The sequence below is a fragment of the Actinocorallia sp. API 0066 genome (assembly GCF_020991275.1).
Taxonomy (GTDB): domain Bacteria; phylum Actinomycetota; class Actinomycetes; order Streptosporangiales; family Streptosporangiaceae; genus Actinocorallia.
Map to the genome: position 1 here is coordinate 294,710 of NZ_JAJLQY010000011.1, position 16,553 is coordinate 311,262.

Sequence of the window (16,553 nt, forward strand, 5' to 3'; positions counted from 1 at the left end):
TGTGTGCGTAGAAGGATGGCGAATCGCCGGAACGGCATACGGCGAGAGTGGCTAATCAGGCCGGAGCCGCTCGGGCTCTGAGCTGGGTCGTAACGGGTCAGACCTCCACTCGGGGTCGGAGAGGTGTCGCCACGTGGAACGCTGTGCGCTGTTCGTAGACGCCGGCTACCTGCTGGCTGACGGCGCGATGGCGGTGCACGGAATCCGCCAGCGCGACCAGGTGTCGTGGGACTATGCCGGACTCCTCCAGCTGCTGGGCAACCTGGCGCGCGAGCGGGCGGGCATGCCACTGCTGCGCTGCTACTGGTACGAGACGAGCGTCGAGGGCCGTCGCACGCCCGAGCACGAGGCGCTCGCCGACCTGCCGGGGCTCAAGCTCAGAATGGGCCGCAGCCGCCCCGGCCGCCCCGAGGGCGTGGACACCGAGCTGCACCGCGACCTCATGACCCTCGCCCGCAACCAGGCGATCGCCGACGCCGTCGTCGTCAGCGGCGACGAGGACCTCGCCACCGTCCTGCAGGACGCCCAGGACCTCGGCATCCGGGTGACCGTCGTGCACGTCGCGGTGGACGGCAACTGGACCATCTCGCGCATCCTGCGCCAGGAGTGCGACGACCTCATCGAGATCGGCGCCGGCCACCTGCGGCCCTACGTGGCGCTCTCCCCCAGCGGCGCGGCCTCGGCCGTCCCGGAGAGCACGTCCCGTCCGGTCGAGTCCTCGGTCTCCTCGCTTCCGCCGTCGCTGGCGAGCGTCCTGGCCGGGACGTCGCCCAACGGGTCGTCCCTTGCGTCGTCCCTGACCAACGGGCTCGGATCCACGCTCTCCCCTCCGGCGGCCACCCCCGTCGCCACCCCGGTCGTCGCCCCGCCCGCCCCGGCCCCCGCCCCCGCGCACCAGCTCGCGCCCCCCTCCTCGACCGGCAACGTCCTGAGCGGCATCCCCTTCTCCAGCACCTCTTCGGTGGCGCCCTCCCCGCAGCCCAGCTACACCTCGCAGCCCACGACCCCGACGCCCGCCCCCAGCCCGTCGCCCTTCGGCACCGCCAGCCCGCCCACCCAGTTCGGCTCGGGCTCCGCGTCCTTCACGGCGCTGCCGTCCTACCCGCTCAGCCCGCCCGCCGCGCCCTCCGCGCCGCCCCCGGCCGCCGCCTACACGGGCGCCCAGGCGATGCCGGTCGTGCCGCAGCCGTCGGTGCCGTCTCCCGGGCCGAGCCTGGCGGACGCGGTGAAGGCGGCGCACACCGAGGGCCAGGAGTTCGGCGAGTCCGTCGCCCGCGACGCGCCGGCGCTCTGGCTGGAGGCGGTGCTCGCGCGCAAGCCCCGGATGCCCTCCGACCTGGAGGCGCGTTTGCTCCAGGGCTCGGCGCTGCCCATCGACTTCCTCCTGCACGACGAGGTCAGGCACTCGCTGCGGCGCGGGTTCTGGGACGCGCTCGAACGCTCCCGTCGGTGATCTCCCCGCCACCCACTGCCGATCTTGAGGAATCTTCCGGTTTTCCCGGGGAGGCGCGGGTAACGTCTTAGCCGTGACCCACGTGACCGAAGGCGATCTCGACGACCTGGAGTTCGACAGCCTGCGGACGGGAGAGCACCGCTCCGCGGCGTTGACCTTCACCGACTGGGCGGACAACGCCACCCGCGACGAGGGCCTCACCCGCGCGATGGTGCTGCTCCGCGCCGGAGAGCAGTTCCAGCACGCGGGCGACCACGAGCGCGCGGCCGAGGTGTACCGCCGCGCCATCGAGGACGGCGGCGACACCTACGGCGATCCCCGCGTCTACCTGGCCGACGCCCTGCTCAAGCTGGGCGACAACGCGGGCGCCGTCGGGCTGCTCGCCGAGATCCGGGAGAGCGCCCCGACCGACCCCGAGGTGTACCGCTCCGTCGCCGAGATCCTCTACGAGCACGGCGACCTCCTCGGCGCCCACACCTGGTCCACCCACGGCGCCGACCTGGTGCTGGCCCTCCCCGAAGGCACCCGCGGCGACGCCGCCGAAAGCCTGGAGGGCCTCCTCCGCCTACGCTTCCGCGCCCGAGTCGACCTGGGCCGCCCCGAGGACGAATACGACGCCCTCCTGGACGCCTGACCAGCCCCACCAAACCACCACAAAACGCCCAGAACGCGGCGGTCCCCGGACCGCCGCGTTCTTGCCGTTCCACGGCGTTCGTCCTGGTCAGATGGGATATGCCAGGCCAAAAAAAGTTATCCACAGATCGCGTCCGCAGCGCTCAACGGGGTTTTTCGCGGGGAGGCTTGGGGCATCGGCCGAGACCAAGACAAGGGGGCACGATGTTCCGGCACACGGAGGTTCGGCGGGCGGTTGAACGGGGGCTCGGGCGGGTGGTCAGGCGGGCGCGTGTGTGGTTCGCGGGCTCAGCGTCGCGCGGCGCGGCGCTGTGCGGCACCGTTGAGGAGAGGGACGCAGGCGAGGTGGTCGGCCCACTTCATCACGCCGGTGCGGGGGCCGCGGAAGGGTTGCGGCCGGGCGGTCGGCTCCAGTCCTCTGGTCCTGGCCAGATTCTTTGCTGTCGGCTGGTGGTTCGGTTCCGGGCAGTCGGGCGCCGTGGGTGGTTGTGCGGACCGACTTGCTCTTTCGACGGGGGGTCTCCGTGGGTGGTGTCCGTGGTGCGGTGGTGGCTGCGGTGTGCTCGCTCGCCGTGCTGGGACACGGCTCCGCGGCATGGGCCGCCTTGGCGGGCTCCCACCCGTAACCGACCCCCGGACGCGGTTCCGCTCGATCTCCAAGGGCAGGACATCACGCACTCAGAACTCGTCGAGGCCGCCGACTTGTCCGATGGGGAAGATGTGTCGGGTGGCGGCGCAGATCGTCTCCAGGACGTGGATGGGTGTTCCCTCGGTGGAGTACGACGCGCGGAGGACTTGGACGACCCATTCACCTGGGTCGAGTTCGAGGGTGTCGGCTTCGAAGCGCGTCGCGGGGCGTGCCGTCAGCGTCTCTTCGGCGTGGCCGAAGCGGTAGCCGAGCGCTTCGATGGCGGCTTGCAGGGTCGGTTTGACGAAGTCCGGTTCGGCGAGCCGTGTCGCGCCGAACAGGTCGGCGCGGAAGTAGCTCGTCGCGATGCGGACGGGGACGTCGTTGGCGAGCATCATCTTGCGTCGCGCGATGACGTCTTCGCCGTTGTCCACGCGGAGGGCTGCGGCCACGTGTTCGCTGGACGCCTCCGGGCCGGTGTAGAGCATGGTGCGGCCGGGTCGGATGCCCTGGCGTTCGGCTTCGGTGAGGAAGAGGGAGACCGAGCCGCGCGTGCCGGGGTCGGTCGGCAGGGCGCGCTGCACGATGACTTTCGGTCCCTGGCTGACCGGCGGTTCCGGTGCCCTGGCGACCGGTCCTTTGCGCATCTGCGATACCCGACCTGGTGTGACCCCGAGGGCCTTGGCGATCTCCTCCAGGCTGTACCCGGCTTCGCGTGCTTCGGCGATCGCTCCCCGCCTGACGCGCGCCGCTTCCTCGGTGATGCCCTGCTGCTCGGTCATGGCGCGGCTGACCGCCCGCGCTCGCTCGATCGGGTCACCGATGGCTGAGATGTCCCTCAGCGTCCTCAAGTCCACGTCTATCCATCCATGCCACGTCATGCCCGGACGCCGCTATCGAGCCCTTCGCGAGACCAGTAGATGGCGGCCCCAGCGGCGCGGCTACGCCGCTGGGCCTTGATCGGAAGTAGAGGTTCCCATCGTGGTCCAGGATATGGGATATCCGGCACACCGGGCGCGGGTCGAGTGGGCGGCGTTGATGCTGTTGCGGATGCCGTTGGCAGCGGTAGGGGTGCGAGCGCGGTTGCGTTGGCAGGACCAGCGCCCGTATCTGCTCGTGAGCCGTCGGGGCATGGTTGTCGGGACGAGTGTGCGCCCGCGTCGGATGGCCGGGGGCGGGTTCGTGCTGGAGGTCGGGGACGACGGTGACGCGGAGTGCCCGGCGTCGAACGTGCGGGCGCTGCTGGCGTTGGTGGTGTGGGAGACGTCGATGCCCGCGCTGGCGGGTCGTCTTCGTTCAGCGGTGGGGGGCGGTCGGTGATGGTGCGGCTGAGTCGGGAAGCCGCCGCGCAGGATGAGGCGAGGCGTTCGCAGGCGCGTCAGGCGGCGGCGTTGGAGCGTGAGGTTCCAGGTTGTCGCGTCTGGTGGGGTGAGGCGTGCGGTGGCTGGTTCGGCTACGTGCCGGGACCCACACGCGCCACCGATCGCCTAGTCGAGGCCCTGTCGCTGGAGCTGCTCCGAGAACTGCTGATCACTGCGCCGCGGGCTGATCCTCGGCTGGCGGCGGAGGCGAAGCGAGCGTTCGGGAGGAGGTTAGGCAGGTGGTCGGGCGGGCTCGGGTGGGGTTGGCGGGCTCAGTCGTCGCGCAGGGCGGCGCTGTGCAGGACCCGCAGCGAGGTGGGGGAGTTGGGGGTTTGCCAGGTGACGGTGTTCGGGGTGACGGTGGCGATGGCGTTGTTGAACCAGGGGCCGTCGGTGAGGTGCCAGGTGAAGGGGGGGCGGCGCACGCCGGTGGTGCGGGCGAAAAGGCGGGCGGGGCCGTTGAGGAGGCGGACGGAGGCGAGTTGGTTGGCCCACTTCATGACGCCGGTGAGGGGGTTGCGGAAGGGCGAGCAGACGATCTGGAAGATCGGCAGTCCGCCCTTGGCCCTGGCCAGGTAGCTGTAGTGGATGTCGCCGCCGAGGAACGCGATCGAGCGTGGCGCGTTTCCCCTGGCGCCCTGGGCGACCTCCAGCACGGCCCGCGCGACGGCGTCGAAGCTGAGCCGGAACGCGGCCCAGTGTTCGAGGTCGGCGAACCGCCTGAGCTTCTCGCCGAAGCCGCGCTCGCCGCGCGCCGCCACCGGCTCGTTCCACGCCTCCGCGTAGTGGATCACCGGGGGCAGCAGGAACGGCAGCGAGCTGGCGATCAGCAGTTGGTCGACGTCGCCGGTGAGCTGGGCGTCGAACCAGGCGTGCTCGGCGTCGTCGAGCATGGCCCGCCGCTCCGCGGTGAGCAGCCGCGCCGCCCTGCTGTCCACCACGACGACGCGGGTGCGGCCCAGGTCGAAGCGGAAGGACCAGCGGGCCGTCTCCGGCTCCCGGTCGGCCCGCTCGGCGAACGTGTCGAGCGCGGCGCCGCCGTCGCCCGCCGCGCGCACCTCGGCGAGCAGCACGTCGGCGCGCCGCTCGTCGGGGGAGAGGTTGCCGAGGTGCTGGTACAGCCAGTACGCGCCGAGGCCGCCGACGATCCTGTCCCGCCACCACGGGAGCGCGGTGATCTCCTTGCGCCACGCGTAGGAGGTGTTCCAGTCGTCGCGGACGTCGTGGTCGTCGAACACGCTCCGGACGGAGACCGTCGAGAACAGCCAGCGGACGGCGGGGTCGGTCGCCCAGGCGAGCCGGTACAGCTCGGTGTACTCCTCGAAGTCGGCGATCTCGGCGCCGGGCTCCTCGGTGATGTCGCGCCTGCCCCTGATGAACGCCTGCATCCGTTCGCCGGTGCCGTCGGCGTACACCTGGTCGCCGATCATCAGCAGCACCGTCGGCGGTTCCGCGCCGTCCTTCAGCGCGTGCGCGTAGGCGCTGAGCGCGTCGACGCCGTGTGTGGCCGTGGCGGCGGGCGCGATCCGGCACGAGCCGAACGCCACCGAGGGCGCGCGCTCGGGATCGACGGTCCTGATGACGCTCGTTGGGAACTCGCTTCCGGCCTCCGGCCACACCCGGCGTCCGTCGAGGTGCACCTCGTAGGGGGTGGTGCTGCCGGGTTCGAGCCCCTCGACGTCGATGAGCGCGTAGTGGTGCCCGTGCACCGCGAACGTGCGCTCGGTCCGCCCCAGCACGGTCACCTCGCACGGCTCCGCGGTCTCCACCCAGACCGTCGCCCCGCGCTCCCCGACCCACCGCAGCAGCGGCCCCAACACCAATCCCGTCATAGCCCCCATTGCACCGGAACTCCGGCCCCCCGTCCACACCAACACCAACACCCACCCCATCAACACACAGCGCACCGACGTACCACCACGCGGACGCAGCGGCGTGCCGTCGCGCCGACGCATCAACGCGCCGCTGTACCGACACACCAACGCGGTGGATGCCTGCGACGCGGTGGGTGGGGGTCTGTGCCAAATGGGGGCGACCCCGCACCCGGCCACCGGGGGGTGGGCGGGTGCGGGGGAGGGCGCGCCGGTTGGGGGGTGGCGGCCCTGGGGGAGTGGCTTCAGACGGGCTGTGGGGTCAGCGGCCGGCGCGGTTGTTCATGCGGCGGGTGGGCAGGGAGCGGGCGTTGGCGCGGGTGCGGGGGGCGAAGGTGGCGGTGCGGCGGTCGGCGCGCTTGAACGCGGTCTTCTTGCTCGGCTTGCGGGCGGGCACGGGCGCCTCCTCGGGCTTGGCGATCTCTGGCAGGACGGCCTCGGGCTTGGCGATCTCGGGCAGGGCCTCGGGAAAGGAGTTCTCGGGCTGGATGAGGGCCGCGGAGATGTCGTCCGCGGAAATGAGGGGTCGCTGAATTCGGCCGGTTTCACGCATGGAAAATCCTCCGGAAAAGAGCAGCACAGAGGCTGAGGAAAGGAAGCGGAAAATGCACCGGATCATCGGGTGGGCGAAAGGCGCGCGCGGCGGGAGAAACCGGCGGACCGCGGCGCGGAACGCGGAGTTCTCCGTGACGTGCGTGAGGGTGTTCCGGACGGCGAGGGCGTTCTCGCGTCAGAAACGGGATGCCACACCGGACATACGCCGGGGCAGGGGCGGGCTTGCCCGGGGAGCGGACGGCCCGAAGGACGGGCGCCGGTACTCGGCGGGCGGGCCGTGGCCCACGGGGTGGGAGCCGTCTTGCGGCTCAACCGGAAGGGATCAGATCTCCATGTCCGTAAAACTACAGGGGCACTCCGGAGCTGTCAACACAATTATGGACGAACTCGGAAATTGGCTCTCGTGGACGCCGTCGCGCCCGTGGCGGAGCCGTCCGGGAATGGCGAAGGCCCGCACCCCGGAAAGGAGTGCGGGCCGGAAAGGACACTGGTCAGCGCTTGTTCAGCGGCACCGTCGCGTGCACGGACAGCTTGTCGCCCGCCGGATCGACCTCGACGACGACCTCGGAGCCGTCGCGGATCCCGCCCGACAGCAGGCCCCTGGCGAGCTGGTCGCCGATCGCCGTCTGCACGAGGCGGCGCAACGGCCGGGCGCCGTAGGCGGGGTCGAAGCCCGTCTTGGCCAGCCAGGCCCGCGCCTCGGGCGTGACCCGCAGCGTGAGCTGGCGGTCGGCGAGCCGCTGCGCGAGCCGCTCCACCTGGAGGTCGACGATCTCAGCGAGCTCGTCGGGCGAGAGCGCGTCGAACACGATGACGTCGTCGAGCCGGTTGAGGAACTCGGGCTTGAACGCGATCCGCACCGTCTTCAGCACCGCCTCGCGCTGCGCCTCCCGGGTCAGCGACTGGTCCACCAGGTACTGCGACCCGAGGTTGGAGGTGAGGATGAGGATGGTGTTGCGGAAGTCGACGGTGCGACCCTGGCCGTCGGTGAGCCGCCCGTCGTCCAGCACCTGGAGCAGCAGGTCGAAGACCTCGGGATGGGCCTTCTCCACCTCGTCCAGCAACACCACGCTGTACGGCCGCCGCCGCACCGCCTCGGTGAGCTGGCCGCCCTCCTCGTACCCGATGTAACCGGGAGGCGCCCCGACAAGACGGGCCACACTGTGCTTCTCGGAGTACTCCGACATGTCGATCCGGGTGAGCGCGCGCTCGTCGTCGAACAGGAAGTCCGCGAGCGCCTTGGCCAACTCGGTCTTGCCGACGCCGGTCGGGCCGAGGAACAGGAACGAGCCCGTCGGCCGGTCCGGGTCGGCGACGCCCGCGCGGGAGCGCCGCACCGCGTCCGACACCGCGACGACGGCGTCGTGCTGGCCGATGAGCCGCCTGCCGAGGAAGTCCTCCATGCGGAGCAGCTTGGCCGTCTCGCCCTCCATGAGCCGTCCGGCGGGGATGCCCGTCCAGGCCGACACCACGTCCGCGACGTCGTCGGGCCCGACCTCCTCCTTGACCATCGCGCCGCGCGTCTCGGCCGCCTCCGACGCCTGGGAGATCTCCTTCTCCAGCGCGGGGATCTCGCCGTACAGCAGCCGCGAGGACGTCTCGAAGTCGCCCTCGCGCTGGGCGCGCTCGGCGAGGCTGTGCAGGTCGTCAAGCTTCTTCTTCAGCTCGCCGACCCGGTTGAGGCCCGCTTTCTCCTGCTCCCACCTGCCGACGAGCCCGTTCAGGTGCTCCTGCTTGTCGGCGAGGTCGGCGCGCAGCTTCTCCAGCCGGTGCCGGGACGCGTCGTCGGACTCCTTGGCGAGCGCCATCTCCTCCATCTTCATCCGGTCGACCGTGCGCTGGAGCGTGTCGATCTCGGCGGGACGGGAGTCGATCTCCATCCGGAGCCGGGAGGCCGCCTCGTCCACGAGGTCGATGGCCTTGTCGGGCAGGAACCGGGACGTGATGTACCGGTCCGAGAGCGTCGCGGCGGCCACCAGCGCCGAGTCGGAGATCTGCACCTGGTGGTGGGCCTCGTAGCGGCCCTTCAGCCCACGCAGGATCGCGATGGTGTCCTCCACCGACGGCTCGCCGACGAAGACCTGCTGGAAGCGGCGCTCCAGCGCCGGATCCTTCTCGATCCGCTCGCGGTACTCGTCGAGCGTCGTCGCGCCGATCATGCGCAGCTCGCCGCGCGCCAGCATCGGCTTCAGCATGTTGCCCGCGTCCATCGCGCCCTCGGCCGCGCCCGCGCCCACCACGGTGTGCAGCTCGTCGATGAACGTGATGATCTGGCCCTCGGACTCCTTGATCTCGTTGAGGACGGCCTTGAGCCGCTCCTCGAACTCACCGCGGAACTTCGCGCCCGCCACCATCGCGCTGAGGTCGAGCGAGATGAGGCGCTTCTCGCGCAGCGACTCGGGCACGTCGCCGGTGACGATCCGCTGCGCCAGCCCCTCCACCACCGCCGTCTTGCCGACGCCGGGCTCACCGATCAGCACGGGGTTGTTCTTCGTGCGGCGGGAGAGCACCTGGACCGTCCGCCGGATCTCGGCGTCCCGCCCGATGACCGGATCGAGCTTGCCGTCCCGCGCCTTCTGGGTGAGATCGACGCCGTACTTCTCCAGCGACTGGAACGTGTCCTCAGGGTTCTCGCTGGTGATCCGGCCGTGGCCGCGCACCTTCTCGAACGCGTCGAGCAGCGCGTCGGGGGACGCGCCGACCTCGCGCAGCATCGTCGCGACCTGGCCGCCGTCCGTCGCCAGGCCGACCAGCAGGTGCTCGGTCGAGACGTACTCGTCCTGCAACTGGCGGGCCCGCGACGCCGCGGTGTTCAGCGACGCGAGCAACGGCCGGGACGTCTGCGGCGCCGCGACCGTCGAACCCTGCGCCTTCGGCAGGCCCGCGATCAGCTCCTCGGTGCGCCGCCGGACCGCCGACGGGTCGGCGCCGACCGCCTCCAGCAGCGGCACCGTCGTGCCCTCACTCTGCGCCAGCAACGCCGCCAGCAGGTGCGCGGGCTCCACCTGGGGGCTGCCCTCCGAGGCCGCCCGCCGGATCGCGACCGACACCGCGTCCTGGCTCTTGTTGGTCAGCTTGTAGTCCATGGATCAACCCCCGCGTCGTTCCGTCGTTCAGTCCTGCTTGCGCCAAAGGACGACCCCGGTCTGCCGGATCGGGACAAGGTCGCCCCCGCGCCCCTCCCCACGCCGCTGCGCGAGCCGCGCGGCCACCGCCCTGGTGGATTCGAGCTCGTTGCCGAGTTCCTCGACGAGCCGGCGGAGCCGCGCCAGCTCCTCCAGCAGCTCGGCGTTCGCGCGCTGGAGGTCGAGGACCTTCTGGATCCCGGCGAGGTTGACGCCCTCCTCCTGGGAGAGCCGCTGGATCTCGCGCAGCGCCGCGATGTCCCGCGCGGAGTACCTGCGGCCCCGGCCGGAGGCCCGGCCGGGGGAGACCAACCCCATCCGGTCGTAGGTGCGCAGTGTCTGCGGGTGCAGGCCCGACAACTGCGCCGCGATCGAGATGACGTACACGGGTGTGTCATCGGGGAAGTCCACGGCCTACCCCTCCCTCGCCTGCTGCACCAGGCTCTCCCGCAGCTCGTCGCCCCGGTGGGTCTCGGCGAGCCCCGACAGCGCCTCGCGCTCCTCGTCGGTCAGCTTCTGCGGCACGATCACCTCGACGGTGGCGAGCAGGTCGCCCCTGCTGCCGTCGCGGCGGGTCGCGCCCCGGCCCCGCACCCGGAAGGTGCGGCCGTTGGGTGTGCCCTCGGGGATGCGCAGCTTGACGGGCTGTCCGCCGTGCACGGGCACGAGGATCTCCGCGCCGAGGGCGGCCTCGGGGAACGTCACGGGGACCGACACGGTCAGGTTGTCGGCGTCGCGGCCGAAGACGGGATGCGCGGCGACCTTCAGCTTCACCAGCAGATCGCCCGCGGGGCCGCCGTTCTCGCCGGGGGCGCCCTTGCCCTTGAGCCGGATCGTCTGGCCGTCCTTGACGCCAGCCGGGATGCGCGCCTGGATGGTGCGGGTGCCGATGGCGCGGCCGCTGCCGTGGCACGTCGCGCACGGGTCGTCCACGACCATGCCCCTGCCGTGGCAGTGGCTGCACGGCTCGGCGAACCCGAACCCGCCCATGTTGCGGGTCTCCTGGCCGGTGCCGTCACAGTACGGGCAGACCCGAGGCAGGGTGCCCGCCTTCGCGCCGGTGCCCCGGCACGTCGGGCACGGCGCCTCGGACGACAGCCGCAGCGGCACGGTGATGCCGTCGAGCGCCTCGCTGAACGTCAGGGTGACCTCGGACTCGACGTCCTGGCCCCGGCGCGGCCTGCGCGTCGACGTCGTCCGGGTGCCGCCGCCACCACGGCCGAACAGGCCGCCGAACAGGTCGCCGAGCTTCTCGCCGGCGCCGCTGCCCGCGGTGTTGCCGAACAGGTCGTTCAGGTCGAAGCCCTGCGGACCGCCGCCGGCGCCGCCGCCGCGGAACGCGCCGCCGTACGTCCGGACCTCGTCGTACTCCTTGCGGCGCTTGTCGTCCGACAGGACGTCGTACGCCTCGGAGATCTCCTTGAACCTCTCCTCGGCCTCGGCGTCGCCCTTGTTGGCGTCGGGGTGGTACTTGCGAGCGAGCTTCCGGTAGGACTTCTTGATCTCGTCCTGGGTGGCGGTCTTGGCGACACCGAGGGACTTGTAATAGTCCTTCTCAAGGTAGTCCTTGGTGCTCACCGGCTCCCCTTCAGAATGTGCTTCGGATCTGCCCCGGGGGCGCCGCCGCCCCCGGGGCGTGTTCGGTGTTCTCGTTCAGTCCTGTGGTCCGGCGACGACCACGCGGGCCGGCCGGATCACGCGCTCGCCGATCCGGTATCCGGGCTGGTAGACCTCCAGCACCGAGTCCTCCGCCACGTCCGGAGACGGGATGTGGGTCAGCGCCTCGTGCACGTTCGGGTCGAACGGATCGCCGACCGCGCCGTACTTCTCCAGGCCCAGCTTGCCGAGGGTCGTCTCCAGGGACTCACCCACGGACTTGAAGGCGCCGACGAGCTCGTCGTGCTCGCGTGCCTTGTCGACGCTGTCGAGCACCGGCAGCAGGTCCGTGAGCACGCCCGCGATGGCCTGGTCCCGCACGGCCACCCTGTCGCGCTCGACGCGCTTGCGGTAGTTGACGTACTCGGCCTGCAGCCGCTGCAGGTCCTTCGTCCGCTCGTCCAGCTGCTCCTGCAACTGGGCGGCCGCGGCGTCATCGAGGGCCTCCTCGGCAGGCGCCGCGGACTCCTCCTCGGCGGGAGGCGGAGTCCGCAGCTCGCCCGTCTCAGGATCGATGCGCCGCGAGTCGCGGATCACCGGTTCTTCCTGAGAACTGCTCACTTGGTGTCCTTGTCGTCGTCGATGATCTCGGCGTCCACGACCTCGTCGTCCTGCTGCTGGGCCTGCTCGGCGCCGGGCGGCGTCGCGCCCGCGCCCCCCTCGGCCTGCTGCTGGGCGTACAGGGCCGCGCCGAGCTTCTGCGAGGACTGGCTGAGCTTCTCCGCGGCAGCCTTGATCGCGTCGGTGTCCGTGCCCTCGAGGGTCTTGCGGACCTCGGCGATGCCGTCGGTGACCTCCTTCTTGAGGTCCTCCGGCAGCTTCTCCTCGTTCTCCTTGACGAACTTCTCCGTCGAGTAGGTGAGGGTCTCGGCCTGGTTGCGGATCTCGGCCTGCTCCTTGATCCGGCGGTCCTCCTCGGCGTACTGCTCGGCCTCGCGCATCATTCGCTCGATGTCGTCCTTCGGCAGCGCGGAGCCGCCGGAGATGACCATCGACTGCTCCTTGCCGGTGCCGAGGTCCTTCGCCGAGACGTTCACGATGCCGTTCGCGTCGATGTCGAAGGAGACCTCGATCTGCGGGACGCCGCGCGGCGCCGGGGGCAGGCCGGTGAGCTGGAAGGTGCCGAGCTTCTTGTTGTACGCGGCGATCTCGCGCTCGCCCTGGTAGACCTGGATCTCCACGGACGGCTGGTTGTCGTCGGCCGTGGTGAAGGTCTCCGAGCGCTTCGTCGGGATCGTGGTGTTCCGCTCGATGATCTTGGTGAAGATGCCGCCCTTGGTCTCGATGCCGAGCGACAGCGGGGTGACGTCGAGCAGCAGGACGTCCTTGACCTCGCCCTTCAGCACACCGGCCTGGAGCGCGGCGCCGACGGCCACGACCTCGTCGGGGTTGACGCCCTTGTTGGGCTCCTTGCCCGCGAGCTCCTTGACCAGCTCCGTCACCGCGGGCATCCGGGTCGAGCCGCCGACGAGGACCACGTGGTCGATCTTGTCGACGGTGACCCCGGCGTCCTTGATGACCTGCTGGAACGGCGCCTTGCAGCGCTCGAGGAGGTCGGACGTGAGGCGCTGGAACTCGGCGCGGGTGAGCTTCTCGTCGAGGTGCAGCGGGCCCTCGGCCGAGGCGGTGATGTAGGGCAGGTTGATCGTCGTCTCCGCGGAGGAGGACAGCTCGATCTTCGCCTTCTCGGCGGCCTCGCGCAGGCGCTGGAGCGCCATCTTGTCCTTGGAGAGGTCCACGCCGTGGGCGTTCTTGAACTTGGTGACGAGCCACTCGACGACCTTGTTGTCCCAGTCGTCGCCGCCGAGGTGGTTGTCGCCGCTGGTGGCCTTCACCTCCACGACGCCGTCGCCGACCTCCAGGAGGGAGACGTCGAAGGTGCCGCCGCCGAGGTCGAAGACCAGGATGGTGGCGTCGCCCTCCTTCTCCAGGTGGTAGGCGAGGGCGGCCGACGTCGGCTCGTTGATGATGCGCAGCACGTTCAGGCCGGCGATCTGCCCGGCCTCCTTGGTGGACTGCCGCTGGTGGTCGCTGAAGTACGCGGGCACGGTGATCACCGCGTCGGTGACCTTCTCGCCCAGGTACGCCTCGGCGTCGCGCTTGAGCTTCTGCAGCACGAAGGCGCTGATCTGCTGGGGGGTGAAGTCCTTGCCGTCGATCGACACCTTCCAGTCGGTGCCGATCTCCCGCTTCACCGAGCGGATGGTCCGGTCCACGTTGGTGACGGCCTGCCGCTTGGCGACCTCACCCACGAGCACCTCGCCGTTCTTCGCGAAGGCCACGACGGACGGCGTGGTCCGCGACCCCTCCGCGTTTGCGATCACGGTGGGCTCGCCGCCCTCCAGAATCGCGACGACCGAGTTGGTCGTCCCGAGGTCGATACCGACCGCACGTGCCATCGTCCGCTTCCTCCGTCTGTCTCAATCGGGGCTCTGACAGGTCCCAGGATGCCCCGCGCGCCGGTTGGTGTCAAATGAGTTGAGTCAGGATGGCTCAACTTAGTTGCTCAAGCACCGGTGTGACGCAGCCTATTCCGAGTTGGTACCCCTCCGCCGGGCAAACGGAGCCCGACGGACAAACAAGAACGGGCCCGCGCCTGTCGGGGGTTCAGGCGGCGGGCCCGTTCGGCTCGCGAGACGACGCCGGGGAGGGCGTCAGCGGTCGTCAGAGGTCCTTGTGGCGGACGATCCAGTTCCAGGCGGCCTTGTTGTCGCCCACCTTGTTCGGCAGCTTGAAGCGGTCGTTGACGATCAGGTCGACGAGGCCGCCGGGGATCAGCCCGCAGCCGTTGGCCTTCGGCAGCGCGAAGGCGTTGTCCGTCGTCCAGACCCGCGCCATGAGCAGGCCCTGGCGGACCTCCGGCAGGGCGAGGCCGATGCGCGGCTTCACGGTGATCGGCGCGGCGTCGGTGCCCACGTAGCAGTTGCCGATCATGAGCGGGTGCAGGAAGCGGAACTTGACGCCGAACTCCTTCGGCATGACGGTGCCCGCCACGACCGACCCGGTGGACTCGATCCTCACCTTGGTGCCCGTGAGGTCCTCGGTGTAGATCGGGGTGCCCAGGAGCGGGGTCTGGATCGTCAGCTCGCCGCTGGTCAGGCTGCCCACCCGCGCGACGGTGGACCCGTCGGCGAGCTTGCCCTGGGCGGTGACCAGGCGGACGGGCTTGTCCACGAGGACGCGGATCGAGCCGATCTCGATGGTGCCGTCCACGACCGTCGAGACGAAGCACGTCCAGGCCGTCGCCCCGGCGGGCTTGGGAGGACAGGTCGCGAAGTCGGCCTCGGACGGCGTGTAGGGGTTCTCCGCCGTGGCGGGCGCCGCCGGGGCGAGCGCCAGCGCGGCGGCGACAGCGGCGGCGCTGATCGCGGCGCGACGCAGAAGCTTCTTCATAGGGTGCTCCCGGAGGGGGGTGGTGTAGACGCGAGGGTAGGTTCGCGTTTGGGCCGAGCGGAAGATTGTTCTGATAACAATCAGTACTTACTTCTTCTGCCGGACGGCCCAGGTGAAGTCGGCGGAGTTGACCCCGGCCGCCGCGGGCAGCCCGAGCAGGTTGTCCGGGTGGCCGAGCAGCGGATAGGTCGAGCAACCCGTGGACGCCGGAAGCGCGAACGCCTTCTCGTTCGCCCAGATCTTGACGCCGGGCGTCAGCCAGAACAGCCACGGCAGCGACACCGTGCTCTGCGGCTTCAGGACGACGGGGGCGGCGTCCGTCCCGATCGTGCAGTTCGGACCGAGCAGGCCGCCCGGGCTCCACAGCTGGAACCTGACCTTGAACTCGTGGATCGAGTCCGGACGGTTCAGGCCGAGCCCGACGAACCTGCCTTCGATCTCCGGAAGGGTGGACAGGATGACGTTGGTGCCCGGAACCACCGTCACCACCTTGAAGTTCTGCGGCTGGGTGACCCCTCCCCAGGCCGTCACCTTGGAGCCGTCCGCCGCCTTGCCTTCGGCGGCTGTCACGCGGAGCGGCTTGTCGATAAGGATGCGGATGTGCTTGCGCGTCCCGAGGGTGAAGCCGCCTTCGAGGGCGATGGATACGTAACACGTCCAGTCCGTCACGCCCGCCGGCTGGGCGGGGCAGTCGGAGAAGTCCGCGGGGGAGGGGACGTAGGGCTGCTCCGCGGCCGAGGCGGGGGCGGCGAAGCCGAGGGCGAGGGCGAGCGCGCCGAGGACGACGCCGGTACGGCGGAATCTCATCGAGGTACGTCCTTAGAGCTTCTTGGTACGGATCGCCCACGTGGCGTCGAAGTGGTTGCTTGTGGCGTTCGCGGCGCCTATGAGCACGTTGGGCAGTTGGCTCTCGCAGCCGGTCGCCCAGTCGATGGCGAAGACGTCGTCGTAGACCTTCGTCCGGTTCATGAGGTGCCCGCCGATCACCCACGGCAGCGCCCACTGGATGCGGGGGGCGAGCGTGACGGGGGCGGCGTTGGAGCCGATGTAGCAGTTCGGGCCGAGGCCGTCGCCGATGAGGCGCGCTTTCAGGCCGACCTTGGACGGGTAGAGGATGCCGGGCGAGACCTGCCCCGCAGCCTCGATCTGGACCTTCCAGCCCGTCGGGTCGGGGATCTCCAGCGGGGTGCCGAGCACACCCGTGACGAATGGGATGGGGTCGCCCTTCAGCGAGCCGAGGACGGCGATCTTGCTTCCGTTCACGTTGCCTTGGCCGATGGTGAGCCGGTAGGGCGAGTTGATCCGGGCCTTCATGTTCTTCAGGCGGAACTGGCCGTCCAGGGCGGTCATGACGAAGCACGTCCAGTCCGAGGCGCCCGCGGGCTTCGCGGGGCAGTCGGCGAAGTCCGCCTCGGACGGCGTGTACGGGTTGTCGGCCGACGCGGGCGCCTGGGCGAGCCCGAGGCCCAGGGCGAGGGCGGCAAGCCCTGTGATGATGACGCGGCGCATGAACACGGCTCCTTGGGGGGTGGGGATACCGGTGAGGCGAACGCCCGCCTCTGTGTGCCTCTGGGGGATTGGGGGCGTCGCTGAGACTAACGTCACAAATCACCCAATCCAAGGTCTGCTGTGTCACGAACGGGAAACGCGGGGTACCTCTTGCCTTGACCGGTCCACTACGGTGCGAGCGCGTGGCGCGGGCTTGGTAAGTTACTCATCGGTACAACACGGGACCCGCACGCGCTCCAGCTGGCGGCGAGCCCTACGCTTCAGCCAATGGCCGTACCCCAGGAGGACGGAACAGTGTTCCTGATCACATTGATCGTCGGGCTCGCGGGCACGGCGGTCGCGCTCGCGCTCGCCGGAAAACGCGTGCTC

General features: G+C 70.4%; 14 protein-coding genes. 3 read left to right on the top strand and 11 right to left on the bottom strand.

Going from position 1 to position 16,553, the window contains the following annotated elements; genetic code table 11:
- The first annotated feature begins 133 nt into the window (after positions 1 to 133).
- Both LO762_RS26410 and LO762_RS26415 read left to right on the top strand, forming a co-directional pair.
- Positions 134 to 1,453: an NYN domain-containing protein gene (locus LO762_RS26410; protein ID WP_230618714.1), complete on the top strand. Its 1,320-nt coding sequence runs from the start codon at positions 134 to 136 to the stop codon at positions 1,451 to 1,453.
- 73 nt (positions 1,454 to 1,526) lie between these two features.
- Positions 1,527 to 2,087, top strand: coding sequence for a tetratricopeptide repeat protein (locus LO762_RS26415; RefSeq protein WP_230618715.1), 561 nt, complete (start codon positions 1,527 to 1,529; stop codon positions 2,085 to 2,087).
- Between the two features lie 677 nt (positions 2,088 to 2,764).
- Here LO762_RS26415 and LO762_RS26420 read toward each other — a convergent pair.
- Entirely contained in the window at positions 2,765 to 3,571 is an 807-nt protein-coding gene (locus LO762_RS26420; RefSeq protein WP_230618716.1) for a UTRA domain-containing protein, read from the bottom strand.
- A gap of 193 nt (positions 3,572 to 3,764) precedes the next feature.
- Between LO762_RS26420 and LO762_RS26425 the strand changes: the two genes are divergently transcribed.
- Positions 3,765 to 4,034, top strand: a complete 270-nt coding sequence (locus LO762_RS26425) for a hypothetical protein (RefSeq protein ID WP_230618717.1) — start codon at positions 3,765 to 3,767, stop codon at positions 4,032 to 4,034.
- A 313-nt stretch (positions 4,035 to 4,347) separates the two neighbouring features.
- On the opposite strand, the gene LO762_RS26430 is transcribed toward LO762_RS26425, so the two are convergent.
- The 10 genes from LO762_RS26430 to LO762_RS26475 all read right to left on the bottom strand — a co-directional run bounded on the left by LO762_RS26430 (position 4,348) and on the right by LO762_RS26475 (position 16,184).
- Entirely contained in the window at positions 4,348 to 5,907 is a 1,560-nt protein-coding gene (locus LO762_RS26430; protein ID WP_230618718.1) for an alkaline phosphatase D family protein, read from the bottom strand.
- Between the two features lie 301 nt (positions 5,908 to 6,208).
- Positions 6,209 to 6,499 (bottom strand): hypothetical protein, encoded by a 291-nt coding sequence (locus LO762_RS26435; RefSeq protein ID WP_230618719.1) that lies wholly within the window; start codon positions 6,497 to 6,499, stop codon positions 6,209 to 6,211.
- Between the two features lie 493 nt (positions 6,500 to 6,992).
- On the bottom strand, positions 6,993 to 9,587 hold the full coding sequence (gene clpB, locus LO762_RS26440; protein WP_230618720.1) for an ATP-dependent chaperone ClpB: 2,595 nt from the start codon (positions 9,585 to 9,587) through the stop codon (positions 6,993 to 6,995).
- Between the two features lie 27 nt (positions 9,588 to 9,614).
- A complete protein-coding gene (locus LO762_RS26445) occupies positions 9,615 to 10,037 on the bottom strand; it encodes a heat shock protein transcriptional repressor HspR (protein ID WP_230618721.1) in 423 nt (140 codons plus the stop codon).
- A 3-nt stretch (positions 10,038 to 10,040) separates the two neighbouring features.
- Positions 10,041 to 11,204: a molecular chaperone DnaJ gene (gene dnaJ / locus LO762_RS26450; protein WP_230618722.1), complete on the bottom strand. Its 1,164-nt coding sequence runs from the start codon at positions 11,202 to 11,204 to the stop codon at positions 10,041 to 10,043.
- A 75-nt stretch (positions 11,205 to 11,279) separates the two neighbouring features.
- The gene (grpE, locus tag LO762_RS26455) at positions 11,280 to 11,843 is read right to left on the bottom strand and encodes a nucleotide exchange factor GrpE (protein ID WP_230618723.1); all 564 of its coding nucleotides are present in this window, start codon (positions 11,841 to 11,843) and stop codon (positions 11,280 to 11,282) included.
- Positions 11,840 to 13,681: a molecular chaperone DnaK gene (gene dnaK / locus LO762_RS26460; protein ID WP_230618724.1), complete on the bottom strand. Its 1,842-nt coding sequence runs from the start codon at positions 13,679 to 13,681 to the stop codon at positions 11,840 to 11,842. Before dnaK ends, grpE begins: the two co-directional genes overlap by 4 nt.
- A gap of 265 nt (positions 13,682 to 13,946) precedes the next feature.
- Positions 13,947 to 14,675 carry a hypothetical protein gene (locus tag LO762_RS26465; RefSeq protein ID WP_230618725.1) on the bottom strand — a complete coding sequence of 243 codons (729 nt, stop codon included), beginning with the start codon at positions 14,673 to 14,675 and terminating at the stop codon, positions 13,947 to 13,949.
- Positions 14,676 to 14,762: 87 nt separating this feature from the next.
- Positions 14,763 to 15,482: a hypothetical protein gene (locus LO762_RS26470; protein ID WP_230618726.1), complete on the bottom strand. Its 720-nt coding sequence runs from the start codon at positions 15,480 to 15,482 to the stop codon at positions 14,763 to 14,765.
- A gap of 12 nt (positions 15,483 to 15,494) precedes the next feature.
- On the bottom strand, positions 15,495 to 16,184 hold the full coding sequence (locus LO762_RS26475; protein WP_230618727.1) for a hypothetical protein: 690 nt from the start codon (positions 16,182 to 16,184) through the stop codon (positions 15,495 to 15,497).
- Positions 16,185 to 16,553: the final 369 nt, after the last annotated feature.